The following is a 19,710-nucleotide window of genomic DNA, read 5'->3' as shown; positions in this document are numbered from 1 at the left end:
ACGCAGCCCCACCCGAGGACGAAGCCGCGCCGACGCACCCCCACCCGAGCACGAAACCGCGCGGACGCAGCCCCACCCGAGCGCGAAGCCGCGCCGGCGCAGCCCCACCCCAACACGAGCCACACCGGCGCAGCCGCAGGTCGAGGGAGAAGCCGCATCGACGCACCCGCTGGCGCGGTGCGTAGGGTTCACGGCATGACGAACTTGCTGGGTGAGCCGCCGGAGACGTTCCTTCCCGAGGACCCGGGCGCGCAGGAGCTGGCGTCGGGCACGTCGGCGCGGACCGTGGCCTCGGAGCACCCCGACTCGGTGCTGGCGTGGGCGCTGCTGGCGCAGGAGGCTCTGGACGCCGGTGACGACCTGGAGGGCTATGCGTTCGCGCGCACGGCCTACCACCGCTCGCTCGACGCGCTGCGTCGCAACGGCTGGAAGGGCTTCGGGCCCGTGCCGTGGTCGCACGCGCCGAACCAGGGCTTCCTGCGCTCCCTCGCGGCGCTCGCCACCGGATCCGAGCGGCTCGGCGACGACGCCGAGGCGCACCGCTGCCGCGAGTTCCTGCACGAGTCGAGCCCCGAGGCGTACGCGCAGCTCGTCTGAGCCGCTCCGCCCAGATCGTCGGCCCCTTCGTTCGTCGACGCTGTCAGTCCTCCAGCGGCGGGGGCGCGTCGGCGGGGGCGCGCAGCCTCAGCCGACCCGGCTCGACCACCCAGTGGTGCCGGGGGCTCGCGTCGCAGATCTCGCCGTCGAGGTTGGCCTGCAGTGCCTCGCCCTGCACCACGACCTCGCGACCCTTGAGGTAGACGACGTCGTCGCGCATCGGGTGGCGGCCGCGACGCAGGCGGTACGCGTACCCGAGCCGCTTCCACCGGGCGTGCGCCCACACGACCGCGACGTCGAGGCTCCCGTCGAACGGGTCCGCGGCGGGGAGCAGCGGCGCGCCGCCCCCGACGTAGCGTCCGTTGCCGACGGCCACCTGGATGAGTCGGCGGGGCGAGTCGATGCGCTGGCCGTCGACGTGCACCGTCGCGCGGAAGCCCTTGCCCACCACGCCCGTGATCGCCGCGCCGATGGCGTACCCGACGGGGCCGAACGCCTTCTTCCACGGGGTCGCCTTCACGTTCGCCTCGGCGCCCAGACCCACGTGCGCGGCGTTGACCACGAGCCGGTCCTGGCCGTCGCGGATCACGTCGGCAGGGCGGGCCACGCAGTCGACGGCCTGACGGGCCGCCTCGACCGGGTCGTCGCTCAGGCCGAGCGTGCGCACGAAGTCGTTGCCGGTGCCGAGCGGCACGATCGCCACCTCGACGTCGTCGAAGAGGTCGAGGTCGTCGACCGCCGTGACGACGGCGTGGATGCTGCCGTCGCCACCGACCGCCACCACGACGCCACCGCGCGCTGCGGCCACCGCGTCCTGCAGGTCGTCGCGGTCCTCGGTGCGCCGCACCTCCAGCGGGGCGTGCGCGCGCAGCACGTCGAGCGCCTCCTCGAGGCGCGGGTCGTCGCTGCTGCCCGCCTGGGCGTTCACCACCGCCACCCACGGCCTGCTGTCGGTCATGGCGCTCCCTCTGCGTGCGGCCCCGAGAGCACCGTCGACGACGGCGCCCCTGCGAGCCTAGGGCCCGGACGCACCGGACGCACCGTCGTGGCCGTCGTGCATTGGCCCGAGGGGCGTCCGGCCCGATACGATGCGGCTGTCAGGCCCCGGACGCCCGGGGCTTGTCGCCTGTTCACCGCACAGCACGAACCAACCTCGAGGGGTGCATCGCATGCCCGCAGTCGTCATCGTCGGAGCCCAGTGGGGAGACGAGGGCAAGGGCAAGGCCACCGACCTGCTCGGCAGCCGCGTCGACTACGTCGTCAAGTTCAACGGCGGCAACAACGCCGGCCACACCGTCGTCATCGGAGACGAGAAGTACGCCCTGCACCTGCTGCCCAGCGGCATCCTCAGCCCCGGCTGCACGCCGATCATCGGCAACGGTGTCGTCATCGACCTCGACGTCCTGTTCGAGGAGATCGACGCGCTCGAGGCGCGCGGCATCGACACCAGCAAGCTGCGCGTGAGCGCCAACGCCCACCTCATCGCCGACTACAACCGCACCCTCGACAAGGTGACCGAGCGGTTCCTCGGCAGCCGCAAGATCGGCACCACCGGCCGAGGCATCGGGCCGACGTACGCCGACAAGATGAACCGCCTCGGCGTGCGCGTGCAGGACCTCTTCGACGAGAAGATCCTGCGCGCCAAGGTCGAGGGCGCGCTCGAGCTGAAGAACCAGATGCTCACCAAGGTCTACAACCGCCGTGCGGTCAGCGTCGACGAGATCGTCGACCAGCTGCTCGTGCACGCCGAGCGGCTGCGCCCGATGGTCGCCGACACCGCCCTCGTGCTGCACGAGGCCCTCGACCGCGACGAGACGGTGCTGCTCGAGGCAGGCCAGGCCACGCTGCTCGACGTCGACCACGGCACCTACCCGTTCGTGACGTCGTCGTCGGCCACGACCGGTGGCGCCTGCACCGGGTCGGGCATCCCGCCGACGCGCATCACCCGCGTCATCGGCATCGTCAAGGCCTATGCCACGCGCGTCGGCGAGGGACCGTTCCCGACCGAGCTCTTCGGCAGCAACGATCCTGAGGGGGACGGCGAGCGTCTGCGCACCAACGGCGGCGAGTTCGGCACCACGACCGGTCGCCCGCGCCGCTGCGGCTGGTACGACGCGCCCGTCGCGCGCTACGCGGCCCGCATCAACGGCGTCACCGACTTCGTGCTCACCAAGCTCGACGTGCTCACCGGCTGGGACCGCATCCCGGTCTGCGTGGCGTACGACGTCGACGGCGAGCGGGTCGACGAGATGCCGACGACGCAGACCGGCTTCCACCACGCGAAGCCGATCTACGAGTTCTTCGACGGCTGGAGCGAGGACATCTCCGGCGCCCGCACCATGGACGACCTGCCGGCTGCGGCCCAGGCGTACGTCCGGGCCATCGAGAAGATGTCCGGCGCCCGCATCTCCGCGGTCGGCGTGGGCCCGGACCGCGAGGAGACCGTGGTCCTGCACGACCTGCTCTGAGCGGGGCGGTCGTCGGTCCGGGCGTGGTCGTCGGGGCGATAGGGTCGGGCAGCGTGAAGACTCTGGTGATCGGTACCGGCGGACGCGAGCACGCCCTGGCCCTGGCCCTGTCCCGCGACCCGCAGGTCACCGAGGTGCACGCGGCACCCGGCAACCCTGGCATCGCCGACGTCGCGACGCTGCACGAGGTCGACCCGCTCGACGGTGCCGCCGTCGCCGCGCTCGCCACGTCGATTGGTGCCGACCTCGTCGTCGTCGGCCCGGAGGCGCCGCTCGTCGCCGGGGTCGCCGACGCCGTGCGCGACGCCGGGATCGCCTGCTTCGGGCCGAGTCGGGCCGCCGCGCAGCTTGAGGGCTCGAAGGCCTTCGCGAAGCAGGTGATGGCCGCCGCCGAGGTGCCCACCGCGATGGCGCACGTGTGCGAGACCGCCGAGGAGGTGGCCGCCGCGCTCGACGCCTTCGGTCCGCCCTACGTCGTCAAGGACGACGCGCTCGCCGCCGGGAAGGGCGTCGTCGTCACCGAGGACCGCCAGGAGGCCGTGGACCACGCGGCCGGCTGCGACCGGGTGGTCATCGAGGAGTTTCTCGACGGCCCGGAGGTGTCGCTGTTCGCCATCACCGACGGCGAGACCGTCCTCCCGCTCCAGCCGGCGCAGGACTTCAAGCGAGCCCTCGACGGCGACGCCGGCCCCAACACCGGCGGCATGGGCGCGTACACGCCCCTCACGTGGGCGCCCGACGACCTGGTGGCCGAGGTGACCCGCCGCGTGCTCGTGCCCACCGTGCAGGAGATGGCCCGCCGGGGCTCCCCGTTCCAGGGCCTCCTCTACGCAGGCCTCGCCCTGACGTCGAGGGGCGTGCGCGTCGTCGAGTTCAACGCCCGCTTCGGCGACCCCGAGACGCAGGCGATCCTGGCCCTGCTGCGCACCCCGCTCGCCTCGCTGCTGCACGGCGCCGCCACCGGCACCCTCGACGCCGTCGGGCTGCCCGCGTGGCACGACGGCACGGCCGTCACGGTGGTCATGTCGTCGGCCGGCTACCCGGCGTCGTCGCGGTCGGGCGACGTGATCCTCGGCGTCGGTGCCGCGAACGCCATCGAGGGGGTCGACGTCATCCACGCCGGCACCGCCCTCGACGACAGCGTCGAGGGTGGGGGCCGGCTCGTGACGAGCGGCGGACGCGTCCTGGCGGTCACCGCCGTCGGCGAGGACCTCGAGCACGCCCGCGACCGGGCCTACGCCGGGGTCGACGCGATCTCCTTCGACGGAGCCCAGTTCCGCAGCGACATCGCGCTGGCGGCGCAGCGCGGGGAGATCGAGGTCTGATGTCCGGGTCGGGGCAGCGTCGAGGGTTCTGGTCGCGGTTGCGTGGCCGCAGCCCGCAGCAGGCCACCTCGACCGCGCCGGCGCCGGCGGGAGGGCTCAACGACCAGCCGCCCGGGCTGGTCCTGCCGTCGTCGCTGCGCCTGCCCGCCGACGTCGAGGAGGCGCTGCGCGAGCTGCTGTGGCAGGACGTGGTCCTGGGGCGGACCGAGGTCGAGGACCTGCTCGAGGTGCGCGAGGACGAGCTCGACGAGCTCGACGTCACTCCCGAGCAGACCACCGAGGCCTTCCGGCACCTGGTGCGGGCCCGGCGCGAGCAGCAGGCGGCGTGGACCGACGACGTCACCCGCACGCCCCTGCGGGCCGCGTTCGACGACCTCGAGACCGCCGGCGTGCTGGCCCGACCCGACTTCACGTGCTGCGCCAGCTGCGCGTCCGACGAGATCGGCGCCGAGCGGGACGACTCCCGACGCTGGCGCGGCTACGTCTACTTCCACCAGCAGGACACCGAGACGCTGCTGGAGACCCGGCAGACCTACGTCGGCTACGGCGTCTTCCTCAGCGCGCACCTGCCGCGCGACGCGTGGGAGGCGCTCGACTCCGCGCAGCAGGACGCCACCTACGCCGAGCTCGTCACCACCCTCGTGCGCGACGACGTGCTGCCGGTGCTCGAGCGACACGGCATCCGCGCGTCGTGGGACGGCGACACCGGCACGCGGATCCTCCTCGAGGACGTCGACCACTACGTCGCCGTCTGACCCGGACGGCCGTCCGCCTGCCGTGGCACGAGTGGGATGATGTGCGGCGTGACGACGCCCAACGTTCTGGCCCACCGCTACGCCTCGCCCGAGATCGCGCGCATCTGGTCGCCCGAGCACAAGATCGTGCTCGAGCGGCAGCTGTGGATCGCCGTGCTGAAGGCCCAGCGTGACCTCGGGGTCGAGACGCCCGACGGCGTGATCGAGGCGTACGAGGCCGTCGTGGACCAGGTGGACCTCGCGTCGATCGCCGAGCGCGAGCGCGTGACCCGGCACGACGTGAAGGCACGGATCGAGGAGTTCGCCGCGCTCGCGGGCAGCGAGCACATCCACAAGGGCATGACGTCGCGCGACCTCACGGAGAACGTCGAGCAGCTGCAGGTGCGGGCTTCGCTGCAGGTGCTGCGCTCGCGGGCCGTCGCGGCGCTCGCGCGGCTCGGACGCCTCGCCGCCGAGCACGCCGAGCTCGTCATGGCGGGCCGCAGCCACAACGTCGCGGCGCAGGCGACCACGCTCGGCAAGCGGTTCGCGACCGTCGCCGACGAGCTGCTGACCGGCGTCGGCCGGCTCGACGACCTCCTCGCCCGGTACCCGCTGCGCGGCATCAAGGGCCCCGTCGGCACCGCGCAGGACCAGCTGGACCTCCTGGGTGGTGCACCCGGCGGGGGTGCCGGGCCGGGGGCGGCAGACGGCTTCGCCAAGCTGGCCGAGCTGGAGCAACGCGTGGCCGAGCACCTCGGGTTCGAGCGGGTGCTCACCAGCGTCGGCCAGGTGTACCCCCGCTCCCTCGACTACGACGTCGTCACGTCGCTCGCGCAGCTGGTGGCGGCGCCGTCGAACCTGGCGACCACCATCCGGCTGATGGCCGGCAACGAGCTGGTGACCGAGGGGTTCAAGCCCGGCCAGGTCGGCTCGAGCGCCATGCCGCACAAGATGAACACGCGCTCGTGCGAGCGGGTCAACGGGCTCGCCGTCATCGTCCGCGGCTACGTGTCGATGGTGGGCGAGCTGGCCGGCGACCAGTGGAACGAGGGCGACGTGTCGTGCTCCGTCGTGCGCCGCGTGGCCCTGCCCGACGCGTTCTACGCCGCGGACGGCCTGTTCGAGACGTTCCTGACCGTCCTCGACGAGTTCGGGGTGTTCCCGGCCGTCGTGCAGCGTGAGCTCGACCGGTACCTGCCGTTCCTGGCGACGACGAAGGTGCTGATGTCCGCCGTCCGCGCGGGAGTGGGTCGCGAGGCCGCCCACGAGGCGATCAAGGAGCACGCGGTCGCCGTCGCGCTGGAGATGCGCGAGCAGGGCTCGGCCGGCAACGACCTCTTCGCGCGCCTCGCGGCCGACGAGCGACTCGCCCTCACCGAGGCCGACCTCGCCTCCCTCGTCGCCGCCCCCCTCGAGTTCACCGGCGCCGCCACCGCCCAGGTCGCCGCCGTCGTCGCCCAGGTCGACGAGATCGTCACCGCCGACCCGGCCGCCGCCGCGTACACGCCGGGCGCGATCCTCTGACGTCCTGACCTCGCTGGTGCGCTGCCGTAGGGGCTCTGTGCCTGCTCGTTGACTGCCGCGGGGCGTCTGGGCTTGGTGATGCGCTGCCTGCGGGGGTCTCGCCCTGCTGGTGCGCTGCCTCGGCTGGCGCTGGGGATGGGCTCCGAAAGGGCCTCGACCGGCAGCGGGCCTGGGGGCGGCTCGGGGTCTCGGGGTCTGGTCTGGGCTCGTGGGTGACGTAGGAATCTTCGTTTCTGCGTTCTGGGGCCACGGAGGGCTGAGCGGCGGAAGGTTTCTGCGTTGGCGACGGGATCCCGTCGCAAACGCAGAAGCTTTGGCCGTCAGTGCACCAACGCACAGTCTTGCGTCCACCCCGAGCGCAACCCGCAGCCCGAGACCCCAGACCAGCGCGGGTGCCAGCCGCCCGGTCGAGGCTTCTTTCGGAGCGCAGGACGAGACGAAGCCACGCCGACGCAGCCGCAGCACGAGACGAACCTGACCGACGCACAGGACCCACCCACCCGAGGAGCGAGACGTTCGGACGCCGGTGGGCGGGGGAGGGGGGCGGACCTCCTAGGCTGTCGGTCGTGCCTCTTGACGTCCCCGGTGCCGTGCACCTGCACTCCGGCAAGGTCCGTGACCTCTACGAGCTCGAGTCGGGCCGGCTGCTGATGGTGGCGTCGGACCGGATCTCGGCGTACGACTTCGTGCTCAGCCCCGGCATCCCCGACAAGGGGGAGCTGCTGACGCGGATGTCGCTGTGGTGGTTCGACCAGCTGACCGACGTCGTGTCCCACCACGTCGTGTCGACCCAGGTGCCCGAGCGGGTGCGGGGGCGTGCGCTCGTCGTCGAGAAGCTCGACATGTACCCCGTCGAGTGCGTCGTGCGCGGCTACCTGACCGGGTCGGGGCTCGCCGACTACCAGGCGACCGGCGAGGTGTGCGGCGTGCCGCTGCCCGACGGGCTCGTCGACGGGTCGCGGCTGCCGGAGCCGATCTTCACGCCCGCCACCAAGGCGGCCGTGGGCGACCACGACGAGAACATCGACTTCGACGCCGTCGTCGAGCTGGTCGGCTCCGAGGTGGCGGAGCGTCTGCGGTCGCTGACCCTCGAGGTGTACGCCCGCGCCGAGCGGATCGCCCGCACGCGCGGCATCATCCTGGCCGACACGAAGCTGGAGTTCGGTGCCCGTCCGGACGGCACGATCGTGCTGGCCGACGAGGTGCTCACTCCCGACTCGTCCCGCTTCTGGCCGGCCGAGACGTACCAGCCCGGACGGCCGCAGCCGTCGTTCGACAAGCAGCCGGTGCGCGACTGGCTCACCTCGTCCGCGTCCGGGTGGGACAAGGCCTCCGACACGCCCCCGCCGAGCCTACCCGCGGACGTCGTCGAGGCCACGCGCGAGCGCTACGTGCGCGCCTACGAGCAGCTCACCGGCTCCACCTTCTGAGACTGCCCGGGACTCGCGTACCGACGGTATCCGAGACGTGGGTAGGGTGGTGACGCCGCCCACACCCTCGTCTGAAGGAGCCCGCGATGGCCAACCTCGCCGCCCTGCTGGAGAAGTCCGCCTCGACGTACGCCGACCGCACCGCCATCGTCTTCGGTGACACCCGACTCTCGTACGCGCAGGTCGACGGCGCCGCGAACCAGGTGGCCAACCTGCTCGTCTCGCGCGGGGTCCAGCCCGGCGACAAGGTCGCGCTGTCGTGCCCGAACCTGCCGTACTTCACGATCGTCTACTACGGCATCCTCAAGGCCGGCGCGACGGTCGTCCCGCTCAACGTCCTGCTGAAGGGCCGCGAGGTCGCCTACCACCTCGACGACTCCGACGCGGTCGCCTACTTCGCGTTCGAGGGCACCCCCGACCTGCCCATCGGCGAGGCCGCGTGGGAGGGCTTCCAGGCCGTCGACGGCTGCAAGGACTTCTTCCTCATCAAGCTCGACTCCGCCGCGCCGGAGCCGCTGGAGCCGCCGGAGTACTACGCGCCGCTCGTCGCCCAGCAGCCGCCCACGTTCGAGACGGTCGAGACCGACGACGACGACACCGCCGTCATCCTCTACACCTCGGGCACGACGGGTCAGCCGAAGGGCGCGGAGCTGCGCCACCGCAACATGCGCGACAACGCGCTCGCCGGGGCCGACCTGTTCGGCGCCGATGCCGACCGCCCCGACACCTACCTGTGCGTGCTGCCGCTGTTCCACTCCTTCGGCCAGACCTGCATCCAGAACGGCTCGATGGCCTTCGGCGGCACCGTGGTCATGCTGCCGCGCTTCGAGGCGCAGGCCGCCCTCGGCCTCATGCTGAAGGAGAAGGTCACCTACTTCGCGGGCGTGCCCACCATGTACTGGGGCCTGCTCGGCGCGCTGGACGACAGCGTCGACGTCGAGGCGATCGCGGCCAGCCTGCGCGTCGCCGCGGCCGGCGGCTCCGCCCTCCCGGTCGACATCCACCGCCAGTTCAAGGACCGCTTCGGCGTCACCATCCTCGAGGGCTACGGCCTGTCGGAGACCTCCCCGGTGGCCTCGTTCTCCGTGTACGGGCAGGAGCCGAAGGTCGGCTCGATCGGCGTGCCGATCCCTGGCGTCGAGATGAAGCTCATCGATGCGGAGTGGAACGACGTGCCCGACGACCTCGAGGAGGACGGCAAGACCGCCGTCGGCGAGATCGCGATCAAGGGCCACAACGTCATGAAGGGCTACTACGACCGTCCCGAGGCGACGGCGGAGGCCATCCGCGACGGCTGGTTCCGCTCCGGCGACCTCGGCCGCAAGGACGCCGACGGCTTCTACTACATCGTCGACCGCAGCAAGGACATGATCATCCGCGGCGGCTACAACGTGTACCCGCGCGAGCTCGAGGAGGTGCTGATCACGCACCCGGCCGTCTCGCTGGTCGCCGTCATCGGCGTGCCGCACGAGAGCCACGGCGAGGAGATCAAGGCCGTCGTCGTGAAGAACAAGGACCACGACGACGTGTCCGAGGCCGACCTGGTGGCCTGGGGCAAGGAGCAGTTCGCGGCGTACAAGTACCCGCGCATCGTGGAGTTCCGCGACGAGCTGCCCATGACGGCCACCGGCAAGATCCTCAAGCGCGAGATCTGAGCGCCAGCCCGACGTCCGACGGCCGGGTCCAGGAGCTCCTGGGCCCGGCCTCGTCGTGTCTGCGCCAGCCGGGAGTGGCTAGCGCAGCCCGAAGATCGGGGGCAGGGCGAGCAGCATCGTCAGCGACCACGTGCAGTGAGTGAGGACGGGCGCGAGGATGCCGCCCGACGCGCGACGCTGCAGCCCCACGACGACGCCGAGCAGGACCGCGGCGAACGCGAGCATGACGTTGCCCGTGGCAAGCGTGGCGGCGGTGTAGGCCACCGTCGTCCAGACGACCGGGTGCCGGGGGATCGCGGCGTACGCGGCGCCGCGGAAGAACAGCTCCTCGGCCACGCCGTTGACCGCGGTGATGACGACCAGCAGGGGCAGCGTCCCCTCCGTCGCGAACCCCAGGACCTTCTCGACCTGGTCGGACAGCACGGGGATCTCGCGCACGACGAGCGCCCCGACGACGAACAGGCCCGCGAGCGCCAGCCCGATGGCGATGGGCTGCACGACGGGGCGCACGAGGCCGTCCTCGTCGTCGGGGTCGTCGGTGGCGATGTGTCCGAGATAGAGCCGACCGGACGCGAAGGCGCCGACCGTCCAGACCGCCGCGAGCCCGAACGTGAGCGGGTAGAACCACGGGCTGCCGGGCTCCACGCGCAGCGAGACGCCGAGCACGACGGCACCCAGCACGACGAAGCCGGCGGTCACCCACTGGCGACGTCGGAACGCCGCAGGTGACATGCGGTGGTCGCGGGACACGACGTCCCGCAGCGAGCGGTCGAGCCAACGGCGGCCCGGGTAGCGGCGCGTCATGCCAGGCTCAGTCGCGAGGCTCGAAGCCCACGACGACGGCGGCCATGTCGTCGGCGCCGTGCCCGGCTGCAGAGGCCGCCGCGAACCGGTCGCGCACCGACTGCAGCAGCGAGGTGTCCATGACGTCGGCGCCGGCGTCGAGCATCAGCGAGAGGTCCTTCAGGACGCCGTCGACGCCGAACGACGGCGTGAGGTCGTCGTCGAGGATCGCGCGACCCTTGAGGTGGGCGTAGGGGGTGTCGACGGCCGAGCCCTCGATCGCCTCCAGGAAGAGGCCGGGGTCGACGCCCTGGACCCGCGCCAGGGTCAGCGCCTGCGCCGCCGCGGCGGTGACCGACGCCACCCAGGAGTTGCAGGCCAGCTTGAGGGCACTGGCGGGCCCGGCGGAGTCACCGACGACGAGGGTGCGCGCGCCGATCGCCTCGAGCACGGGTCGCGCGGTCGCGAGCGCATCGTCGGGGCCGGAGGCGAGCACGGTCAGCGCTCCGTCGGCGGCTGGCTTCTTCGTGCCGAGGACGGGGGAGTCGACGAGCACCCGGTCGTGCCGCTCGGCGAGGTCGTGCAGCCGGCGTGCGGCCTCGGGGCCGACGGTCGCGGTCTGCAGCCACACCGCGGACGGCGGTGACGCCGCGGCTCGGACTTCTCCGGGCTGCGGTTCCAGACGGTGGTCGCGAGGCCGGCTCGCAGGGTCGACGTGGCCATCCCGGCGCCCATGGCGCCCAGCCCGATCACACTCACGCGCATGCTCCGACCGTACGTCGACCGACGCGGACGCGCCGGGTGAAGGGGGCCGGAGTGCAGAGGTCGGCCCGGCACGCCGATAGGATGCGGCCATGGCCCGCATCATCGTCGACGTCATGCCCAAGCCCGAGATCCTCGACCCGCAGGGCAAGGCCGTCCATGGCGCCCTCCCGCGACTCGGGTTCGAGAGCGTCTCCGACGTGCGTCAGGGCAAGCGGTTCGAGCTGCAGGTGGCGCTGGCCGACGAGTCGACGCTCGCCGAGGTGCACCAGATCGCCGAGACGCTGCTGTCGAACCCGGTCATCGAGGACTTCACCGTCCGCGTCGAGGCGTGAGGACACGGCCATGAAGATCGGCATCGTGACCTTCCCCGGCTCGCTCGACGACGTCGACGCGCAGCGCGCGGTGCGACTCGCCGGCGGCGAGCCGGTCGCGCTGTGGCACGGCGACCACGACCTCAAGGGCGTCGACGCGGTCATCCTGCCCGGCGGCTTCTCCTACGGCGACTACCTGCGCTGCGGTGCGATCGCCCGCTTCGCGCCGGTCATGACCGAGGTCGTCACGGCCGCGCAGGGGGGCATGCCCGTGCTGGGCATCTGCAACGGCTTCCAGATCCTCTGCGAGTCGCACCTGCTGCCCGGTGCACTCATCCGCAACGACCACCGCACGTTCGTGTGCCGCGACCAGGTGCTCGTCGTCGAGAACCCCGACACCGCCTGGACGAGCGACTACGCGGAGGGCCAGCGGATCACCATCCCGCTGAAGAACGGCGAGGGCGGCTTCATCGCCGACGAGCCCACGCTCGACCGGCTCGAGGGCGAGGGACAGGTCGTCTTCCGCTACGTCGGCTCCAACCCGAACGGGTCGCTGCGCGACATCGCCGGCATCACGAACGAGCGCGGCAACGTCGTCGGGCTCATGCCGCACCCCGAGCACGCCGTCGAGGACCTCTGCGGACCCGGCACCGACGGGCTCGCGTTCTTCACCTCCGCCGTCCGCCAGCTCACCTCGGTCTGACGTGACGCTGGCCCTCGGCTGGTCGGTCCTGCTGCTCGTGACCGCCGCCTGGAACCTGCTCATCTGGCCGCGCTTCTGGCAGCGGATCGCCAACGACGACCGGTCCCGCGACGCCGACGGACGCACCACCACGTTCTACCGCGTGCACGCCGTGCTGATCGGCGTCTCGCTGGCGCTCGGTCTCGCGGTCGGCGCGCTGGGCCTGCTCACCCTGCTCTGAGGCGCGTCCGCCCGAGCGAGGGCGGGATCGCACTAGGGTGGGCGCATGGAACGCCGCACCTACGTGCTCGTCGACGGCGAGAACATCGACGCGACCCTCGGCCAGTCGATCCTCGGTCGTCGCCCGCACCCGCACGAGCGACCGCGCTGGGACCGCGTGCTGTCCTTCGTCGCGTCGGAGTGGGACCAGCCGACGCAGGGCCTGTTCTTCATCGCCGCCAACGGCGAGGTGCCGATGTCGTTCGTGCAGGCGCTGACCGCCATGGACTTCCGTCCCGTGCTGCTCTCCGGCACGCCGGACCAGAAGGTCGTCGACATCGCCATCCAGCGCACGCTGGAGGCGCTCGCCGAGCGCGAGGACGACGTGGTCCTCGCCAGCAACGACGGCGACTTCGTGCCCCAGCTGGGCGCCCTCGTCGGTACCCGACGCACCGCGCTCCTGGCGTTCCGCGAGATGCGCAGCAGCGCCTTCGTGCCCCTCGTGGAGCGAGGCCTGGAGTTCTACGACCTGGAGTACGACGTGCGGGCCTTCAACGAGGAGCTGCCTCGCATCCGCGTCGTGCCGATCGAGGAGTTCGACCCGCTGCAGTTCCTGTAGCTGGCGGCCCGCGTGGGGTCGTGACGGGACGCACGCGGCGACGATGCGGGGTTCGGGGTGGTCGACTGCTAGGCTGGAGCTTCCATGGGAGCCCCGGATCATCTTCGGTAGGGCCTCCCCCTCCCGCCCGAGCAGGCCGCGTCGCCTCGTCACGAGAGCGCCGCAGAGCGGCCCGGGCCCACGATGTCTGAGAGCTCTGTGAACCAGCCTGCCGGCGGCCGTGTGCTGCCCACCCCTTCCTCCTCCCACCCCACCTCCTCGTCCGCGGATGCCGCGTCGGGCGGTCCGCGCTCGTCGGGCTTCGCCGACCTCGGCCTGCCGAAGACGCTCGTCAAGGCCCTCGCCCGTGAGGGCATCGTCGAGCCGACCCCGATCCAGCAGGCTGTGCTGCCGTCGGCGCTCGCCGGCCGCAACGTGCTGGGCCGCGCCCGCACCGGCTCGGGCAAGACGCTGTCGTTCGGCCTGCCCGTGCTCGACCAGCTCGCCGGCGGGACCCGTCGTCCCAAGGCGCCGCGCGGGCTCATCCTCGTGCCCACGCGTGAGCTCGCCACGCAGGTCCAGCGTGCGCTCGCGCCGCTTGCGGCCCCGCTGCACCTGCGCATCATGACGGTGCTCGGCGGCACCCCGATCAACAAGCAGATCCACCAGCTGCGCGACGGCGTCGACCTCGTCGTCGCCACGCCCGGTCGGCTCGCCGACCTCGTCGACCGCCGTGCCTGCACGCTCCAGCACGTCGAGATCACCGTCCTCGACGAGGCCGACCACCTCTGCGACCTCGGCTTCTTCAAGCCGGTCGACGCGCTCGTCGCGATGACGCCCTCGACCAGCCAGCGGCTGCTGCTCTCGGCGACGCTCGACGGCGACGTCGACCGCCTCGTGCGGCGTCACCTGCCCCAGCACGACCTCCACGAGATCGAGTCGGCGCAGGAGCCGGAGTCGCGCATGGAGCACCACGTGCTCGTGACGCCCCGCACCGAGAAGCTGGCCACGGCCTCGCGGCTCCTGGCCGACAACCCGCGCACCATCGTGTTCGCCCGCACCCGCCGGGGCGCCACGCGCCTGGCGCGTCAGCTCACCACCGCCGGCATCGAGGCGGTCGACCTGCACGGCGACCTCAACCAGGCCAAGCGCGAGCGGAACCTGGCGGCGTTCAGCAAGGGTGCGGCCGACGTCATCGTCGCGACCGACATCGCGGCGCGCGGCATCCACGTCGACGACGTCAAGCTCGTCGTCCACTACGACGCGCCCGCCGAGCACAAGGCCTACACCCACCGCTCGGGACGCACCGCCCGCGCGGGCGAGGCGGGCACCGTCGTCACGATGACGACGCGCGAGGACCTGCGCGACGTCATGGCGCTGCAGGCCAAGGCCGGCGTCACCGCCCGCCAGCACGACGCGGCGACGGCGCCGGCGCCGCTCACCCCGGGGGCCCTGGCGGCCAGCGGCACGCTCCCCGAGCCGGGCTCGGCCGGTGGACGCGGCGGTCAGCGCTCCGGCGGTGGCCAGCGGTCGGGCGGTCAGCGCTCGGGTGCCGGCCAGCGGTCCGGTGCCGGTCAGCGCTCGGGCGGTCAGCGTTCGGGCGGCGGCCAGGGTCGCGGCACCGGCGGCGCCCAGGGTCGCCCCGCCGGTCAGGGCGGCAACCGCAACCGCAACCGTCGTCGTAGCGGGGGAGGCCAGGCGCGTCCCGTCGCCTGACCCCAGCACCGGACCTCCTCGTCCGAGCGGCCCGAGCGGCCCGAGCGGCCTCGCAGCTAGGCTGCGGGGATGCTCGGGCCGACGTCGTTGCGCCGCCGCGCCGTCCTCCTCGGTCCGGCCTTCGTCGCCGCCGTGGCCTACGTCGACCCGGGCAACGTCGCCACGAACGTGACAGCGGGCGCGCGGTTCGGCTACGCACTGGTGTGGGTGGTCGTGCTGGCCAACGTCATGGCCGTGCTCGTCCAGTACCTGTCGGCGAAGCTCGGCCTCGTGACGCGCACGTCGCTGGCGTCGCACCTGGGCGGCCGGCTGCGCCGCGGACCGAGGGTCGCGTTCTGGCTGCAGGCGGAGGCCGTCGCCGTGGCCACCGACCTCGCGGAGGTCGTCGGCGGCGCGATCGCGCTGTCGCTGCTGTTCGACCTTCCCCTCGTCCTCGGGGCCGTCGTGACCGCAGCCGTGTCGCTGCTGGTGCTGCGCATCGGCGACGTCCGCGGCCAGAGCGCCCTCGAGCGCACCATCCTGGGCTTCCTGGCGCTGATCGCCGTCGGCTTCGTGGCCGGGCTGGTGGTGAACCCACCGGCCGCGGGCGACGTCGCTGGTGGCCTCGTGCCGACGTTCGACGGGGCAGAGAGCGTGCTGCTCGCGTCGGGCATCATCGGGGCGACCGTGATGCCGCACGTCATCTACCTGCACTCGGGCCTGACGTCGGGACGGCTCGGTGGCCGAGGTCCTCTCGCTCCTGCTCGTGGCCGCCGCCGGGCTGCAGGGCCTCCCGGGCACCGACACGTTGACCGGTGTGCACGCGCTCGTGACGTCCGAGCTCGGCGCTGGCGTGGCGCTGCTCTTCGCGGTGGCGCTGCTCGGGTCGGGGCTGGCCTCGACGGCCGTGGGAGCGGCCGCCGGCGCCGAGGTGATGCACGGCCTGCTAGGCGTCCGCGTCCCGCTGCTGCTGCGCCGCGTGGTCACCGTCGTGCCGGCCCTCGTCGTCCTCGCGCTCGGGGTCGAGCCGAGCCGCGCCCTCGTCGTCTCGCAGGTGGTGCTGTCGCTCGGCATCCCGTTCGCGCTCGTCCCGCTCGTCCGCCTCACCGCCAGCCGCGCGGTGATGGGCGAGCACGTGAACCGCCCCGCCACCACCGCCGCCGCCTGCGTCGTCGCCGCCGTCGTCATCGCACTGAACGTGTCGCTGCTGGTGCTGACGTTCGGGTGAGGTGGCTTCGTCGTGCCGCTGCGCTGCCTGCGGTCGTCGTGACCTTGCCGCTGCGCTGCCTGCGGGGTCGTGATCTTGCCGGTGCGGTGGCTGCGGTCGTCGTGACCTTGGTGGTGCGCTGTTTCGGCCTTCGCTGGGGGTGGTCTCCGAAAGGGCCTCGACCGGGCGGCTGGCGGCCGCGCTGGTCTGGGGTCTCGGGCTGTGGGTTGGTTCTGGGGTGGACGCAAGCTTCTGCGTTCGTGTGCGGGAGGGCAAGGATTCTGCTTTGCCTACGGGATCCCGTCGCGAACGCAGAAGCGTTCGGCTTCGAACGCACGAATGCAGAGTCGTGAGTGCTCTTTGCGTTGAGAGGACGCAAGTTTCTGCGTTCGCGTGGAACGGTCCACGCAAAGGCAGAATCCTTCCAGCGCGACGCCTGCCATCGGTGGATCTGCAACCGCAGAAGCGCTCCTGCGGTTGCAGATCCACCGATAGGACGCGCGAACGCAGAACGGTGGGCCAAGAACGCAGAAACGAAGAACCTTGCGTCGAGGGCAGGCTCAGACCGGACCCCGAGACCCGGAACCGGCCCCAGACCCGCTGCCGGTCGAGGCCCTTTCGGAGACCACCTCCAGCGAAGGCCGCGGCAGCGCACCAGCAAGCACAAGCCGTCTGCGGCAGCGCGCCAGCAAGCACAGACTCCCTGCGACGACGCAGCACCCCTCACCCCCGCCAGCCCGGCGGGGGGAGGGCGCGTCTGGCATCATCCGGAACCATGCCCCTCCCGCTCGTCCCGCGACCGCACGTCCCGCACGACCTGGGCGCTGCGGTGGGGAACCTGCGCGACGTGGTGCAGGGGCGGCGCATCGCCGACCTGCGGACGACGCCGCGCACGCTGGTCAAGGTCACCGAGCACGCGAGCCTGTTCCGGTACGACCCGTACCCGGGCACGGAGCAGCACGGCGACCCGCTGCTGCTCGTGCCGCCGCTCGCCGCGCCTGCGCTCGCGTTCGACCTGCGGCGCGGGTGCAGCGTGGTCGAGTACTTCGTGCAGCAGGGACGGCCGGTGTACCTCGTCGACTACGGGCCGGTGAGCTTCGAGCACCGCGACCTCGGCATCGAGCACTGGACCGGGCGGGTGATCCCGCAGGCCGTCCGGCACGTGCACGACGACGCGGGGGAGCGGCCCGTGCACCTGGCCGGCTGGTCGCTGGGTGGGATCTTCACGATCTTCACCGCCGCGTCCGACCCGACGCTGCCGCTCGCGTCGGCGACGGCCGTGGCGTCGCCGTTCGACCTGACGCAGGTGCCGCTGATCGCGATCACCCGCCCGGTCAACGCCGTGGCGAGCGGCCTGGTGAGCGCCGCCTACCGCACCCTCGGCGGCGTCCCCGCGCCGCTCACCCGGCTCGGGTTCCAGATCTCGGCGCTCGACAAGTACCTCACCAAGCCGTTGGCGATCCTCGCGCACGCCGACGACCGCGACTTCCTCGCGCAGCTGGAGGCCGTCGACCGCTTCACCGACAACATGTACGCCTACCCGGGCCGCACGTTCGGGCAGCTGTACCACGTCGTCGTGCGCAGCAACGCGCTCGCGACGGGGGTGGTGGAGCTGGGCGGACGCGAGCTGCGGCTCGCCGACATCGACGTGCCCGTGCTGGTGGTGGCCGGGCTCGACGACACCCTCGCGCCGGTGGGTGCGGTCAGCCACCTCGTCGACCTGCTGACGGGTGCACCGGACGTCCAGCTCGTCCAGGCTCCCGGCGGCCACCTCGGGGTGCTCACCGGCCGCGCGGCCCGCCGCACCACCTGGCCGGCCATGGAGGGCTTCTACGCCCGCCACGACACGCCCTGACGTCCGCAGGCGTCTCGGACTACGCTCGTGACGTGCCCGAGATGCCGGAGGTCGACGCGCTTGCCGCGTTCCTGCGCGAGCGTGCCGTCGGTGCCGTCGTGGCCGACGTCGAGCTGGCGTCGTTCGCGGTGCTCAAGACCTACGACCCGCCGGTGTCGTCGTTGGCGGGCCTGCAGGTCACCGACGTGCGGCGGCACGGGAAGTTCCTCGACCTCGACGTCGACGGTCTGCACCTCGTCGTGCACCTCGCGAAGGCCGGGTGGCTGCGCTGGTCGGACCAGCTCACCGACAAGCGGCTGAAGATGGGCAACGGCCCGCTCGCCGCGCGGGTCCGGCTCGACCACGGCGACGGCCCGCACGTCGGGTTCGACCTCACGGAGGCCGGGACGCGCAAGGGCCTGGCCGTCTACGTCGTGCGCGACCCGCAGGACGTCGAGGGGATCGCCGCCCTCGGCCCGGACCCCATGGTCGACGGCTTCACCGTGGCGCCGCTGCTCGAGGGTCGACGCATGCAGGTCAAGCGGTTCCTGCGCGACCAGAAGATCGTCGCCGGCATCGGCAACGCCTACAGCGACGAGATCCTGCACGCGGCCCGACTGTCGCCGTTCGCGCTCGCGTCCGAGCTCGACGCCGAGCAGGTCGAGCGGCTCGACGTGGCGATCCGCACCGTGCTGGGCGAGGCGATGGCCGAGGCGCACGGCAAGCCCGCGTCGGAGCTGAAGGACGGCAAGCGCTCGCGGATGCGGGTGCACGGCCGCGCGGGCGAGGCGTGCCCCGTGTGCGGCGACACGGTCGCCGAGGTGGTCTTCGCCGACTCCTCCCTGCAGTACTGCCCGACGTGCCAGACGGGCGGGAAGCCGCTGAAGGACCGCTCGACGAGCAAGTTCCTCAAGTAGCCCGCTCGACGGCTGCTCGGCCCAGTGCCATCAGCCCAGTGTCATCAACCCAGGGCCACGAGCGTCACGGCCGACGCGGCGAGCGCGAGCCCGACGCCCTGCCATGCCTGGATGCGCTCCTTGAGCACGAGCGTCGCGAGCAGGACGGTGGTCGCGGGGTAGAGGGAGGAGATCACCGACACGACCGACAGCAGGCCCTCGCGCGTCGCCAGCAGGAACGCGGTCGTCGCGGTGGCTCCGAGCGGCCCCATGAGCACGGCGCGCCAGGCGAGCCGGTCGCGCGGCACCCACGCCTCGCGCAGCGCCAGGGCCAGCAGCACGACGACGACGGCGGCGGCACCCTGCGCGACGGCCAGCGGCCACAGGCCCGCGTCGTCGCGCACCTGGCCGAGGGCGACGAACAGCACGCCGAACCCGAGCCCTGCCAGCACGCCGTCGACCACGCCGCCGCGGTGCGCGGCCTGCGCTGCGGCGTCCTCCTCGACGACGCGCGACACGAGCGCGATCGCCGGGAACGCGACGACGATCCCCGCGAGGGCCAGCGCGCTCGGCCGGTCGCCAGTGACGAGCCCGACGGCCACGGGCAGCAGCGCGCAGACGACCGCCGACAGCGGTGCGACGACGCTCATCCGCCCGCCGGCGAGCCCGCGGTAGAGGAACGCGGCACCGACGCCCGACCCGGCCCCGCCGACGACGCCCCACACCCAGTCGGCCCCGACCGGGTCGCCGGCGATGAAGAGCGCCACGGCGACGGTGCAGACCGTCGACGACGTCTGCCCGACCACGGCCGTCTGCCACGGTCCGGAGCGCTTGGAGAAGAGCCCGCCGAGGAAGTCGGAGACCCCGTACGACAGGGCGGAGAGCAGGGAGAGGAGGACGGCCACGCGTGCACCCTAGTGGGACGGGACGGACCTCACGGTCCGGTGTCCAGGGCCTCGGCCGTGGCGTCGTCGAGGGCCGAGG

17 protein-coding genes and 3 pseudogenes are annotated in these 19,710 nt (G+C 72.6%); 15 read left to right on the top strand and 5 right to left on the bottom strand.

The window, feature by feature from the left end:
• Positions 1-195: 195 nt before the first annotated feature.
• Positions 196-597 carry a DUF3151 domain-containing protein gene (locus A6Q79_RS09630; RefSeq protein ID WP_067854790.1) on the top strand — a complete coding sequence of 134 codons (402 nt, stop codon included), beginning with the start codon at positions 196-198 and terminating at the stop codon, positions 595-597.
• 43 nt (positions 598-640) lie between these two features.
• Here the strand turns inward: A6Q79_RS09630 and A6Q79_RS09625 are convergent, their stop codons facing one another.
• Positions 641-1,555: a diacylglycerol kinase family protein gene (locus A6Q79_RS09625; protein ID WP_067854793.1), complete on the bottom strand. Its 915-nt coding sequence runs from the start codon at positions 1,553-1,555 to the stop codon at positions 641-643.
• Positions 1,556-1,766: 211 nt separating this feature from the next.
• On the opposite strand from A6Q79_RS09625, the gene A6Q79_RS09620 reads away from it, so the two are divergent.
• From A6Q79_RS09620 to A6Q79_RS09595, 6 genes and pseudogenes are all read left to right on the top strand, one after another.
• Positions 1,767-3,065 (top strand): adenylosuccinate synthase, encoded by a 1,299-nt coding sequence (locus tag A6Q79_RS09620; protein ID WP_067854796.1) that lies wholly within the window; start codon positions 1,767-1,769, stop codon positions 3,063-3,065.
• A gap of 53 nt (positions 3,066-3,118) precedes the next feature.
• On the top strand, positions 3,119-4,390 hold the full coding sequence (gene purD, locus A6Q79_RS09615) for a phosphoribosylamine--glycine ligase (RefSeq protein WP_067861304.1): 1,272 nt from the start codon (positions 3,119-3,121) through the stop codon (positions 4,388-4,390).
• Positions 4,390-5,145: a hypothetical protein gene (locus tag A6Q79_RS09610; protein ID WP_067854798.1), complete on the top strand. Its 756-nt coding sequence runs from the start codon at positions 4,390-4,392 to the stop codon at positions 5,143-5,145. Before purD ends, A6Q79_RS09610 begins: the two co-directional genes overlap by 1 nt.
• 48 nt (positions 5,146-5,193) lie before the next feature.
• The gene (gene purB / locus A6Q79_RS09605; RefSeq protein WP_317697977.1) at positions 5,194-6,651 is read left to right on the top strand and encodes an adenylosuccinate lyase; all 1,458 of its coding nucleotides are present in this window, start codon (positions 5,194-5,196) and stop codon (positions 6,649-6,651) included.
• A gap of 566 nt (positions 6,652-7,217) precedes the next feature.
• Positions 7,218-8,069, top strand: a pseudogene (locus A6Q79_RS09600) (phosphoribosylaminoimidazolesuccinocarboxamide synthase); the annotation flags it as partial.
• A gap of 98 nt (positions 8,070-8,167) precedes the next feature.
• Positions 8,168-9,736, top strand: coding sequence for a long-chain fatty acid--CoA ligase (locus tag A6Q79_RS09595; protein ID WP_067854803.1), 1,569 nt, complete (start codon positions 8,168-8,170; stop codon positions 9,734-9,736).
• Between the two features lie 78 nt (positions 9,737-9,814).
• On the opposite strand, the gene A6Q79_RS09590 is transcribed toward A6Q79_RS09595, so the two are convergent.
• The 3 genes and pseudogenes from A6Q79_RS09590 to A6Q79_RS18615 all read right to left on the bottom strand — a co-directional run.
• Entirely contained in the window at positions 9,815-10,540 is a 726-nt protein-coding gene (locus A6Q79_RS09590) for a CPBP family intramembrane glutamic endopeptidase (RefSeq protein ID WP_067854805.1), read from the bottom strand.
• 7 nt (positions 10,541-10,547) lie between these two features.
• The gene (locus tag A6Q79_RS09585) at positions 10,548-11,150 is read right to left on the bottom strand and encodes an NAD-binding protein (RefSeq protein ID WP_317697972.1); all 603 of its coding nucleotides are present in this window, start codon (positions 11,148-11,150) and stop codon (positions 10,548-10,550) included.
• A gap of 32 nt (positions 11,151-11,182) precedes the next feature.
• Positions 11,183-11,284 (bottom strand): annotated as a pseudogene (locus tag A6Q79_RS18615) (NAD(P)-binding domain-containing protein); the annotation flags it as partial.
• A gap of 89 nt (positions 11,285-11,373) precedes the next feature.
• Between A6Q79_RS18615 and purS the strand changes: the two are divergent.
• The 8 genes and pseudogenes from purS to A6Q79_RS09545 all read left to right on the top strand — a co-directional run bounded on the left by purS (position 11,374) and on the right by A6Q79_RS09545 (position 18,747).
• Positions 11,374-11,616 carry a phosphoribosylformylglycinamidine synthase subunit PurS gene (gene purS, locus A6Q79_RS09580; RefSeq protein ID WP_067854807.1) on the top strand — a complete coding sequence of 81 codons (243 nt, stop codon included), beginning with the start codon at positions 11,374-11,376 and terminating at the stop codon, positions 11,614-11,616.
• Between the two features lie 10 nt (positions 11,617-11,626).
• Complete coding sequence (gene purQ, locus A6Q79_RS09575) at positions 11,627-12,298, top strand: phosphoribosylformylglycinamidine synthase subunit PurQ (RefSeq protein ID WP_067854809.1); 672 nt, start codon at positions 11,627-11,629, stop codon at positions 12,296-12,298.
• 1 nt (position 12,299) lies between these two features.
• A complete protein-coding gene (locus A6Q79_RS09570) occupies positions 12,300-12,518 on the top strand; it encodes an SCO4848 family membrane protein (protein WP_286689140.1) in 219 nt (72 codons plus the stop codon).
• Positions 12,519-12,563: 45 nt separating this feature from the next.
• Complete coding sequence (locus A6Q79_RS09565) at positions 12,564-13,115, top strand: NYN domain-containing protein (RefSeq protein WP_067854813.1); 552 nt, start codon at positions 12,564-12,566, stop codon at positions 13,113-13,115.
• A gap of 198 nt (positions 13,116-13,313) precedes the next feature.
• Positions 13,314-14,810 (top strand): DEAD/DEAH box helicase, encoded by a 1,497-nt coding sequence (locus tag A6Q79_RS09560; protein WP_317697968.1) that lies wholly within the window; start codon positions 13,314-13,316, stop codon positions 14,808-14,810.
• 69 nt (positions 14,811-14,879) lie between these two features.
• A pseudogene (locus A6Q79_RS09555) lies at positions 14,880-16,017 on the top strand (Nramp family divalent metal transporter).
• 754 nt (positions 16,018-16,771) lie between these two features.
• Positions 16,772-17,851: an alpha/beta hydrolase gene (locus A6Q79_RS09550; RefSeq protein WP_067854821.1), complete on the top strand. Its 1,080-nt coding sequence runs from the start codon at positions 16,772-16,774 to the stop codon at positions 17,849-17,851.
• A gap of 32 nt (positions 17,852-17,883) precedes the next feature.
• Positions 17,884-18,747 carry an Fpg/Nei family DNA glycosylase gene (locus A6Q79_RS09545; protein WP_067854822.1) on the top strand — a complete coding sequence of 288 codons (864 nt, stop codon included), beginning with the start codon at positions 17,884-17,886 and terminating at the stop codon, positions 18,745-18,747.
• Between the two features lie 44 nt (positions 18,748-18,791).
• Here the strand turns inward: A6Q79_RS09545 and A6Q79_RS09540 are convergent, their stop codons facing one another.
• Positions 18,792-19,631, bottom strand: coding sequence for an EamA family transporter (locus A6Q79_RS09540; protein WP_067854825.1), 840 nt, complete (start codon positions 19,629-19,631; stop codon positions 18,792-18,794).
• Positions 19,632-19,710 lie beyond the last annotated feature (79 nt).

The organism is Aeromicrobium sp. REDSEA-S32_B7, from assembly GCF_001626145.1.
GTDB classification, from domain to species: Bacteria; Actinomycetota; Actinomycetes; order Propionibacteriales; family Nocardioidaceae; genus Aeromicrobium; species Aeromicrobium erythreum.
The sequence above is the reverse complement of the archived record's forward strand: the minus strand, read 5'-3'. Positions and strand labels throughout refer to the sequence as shown.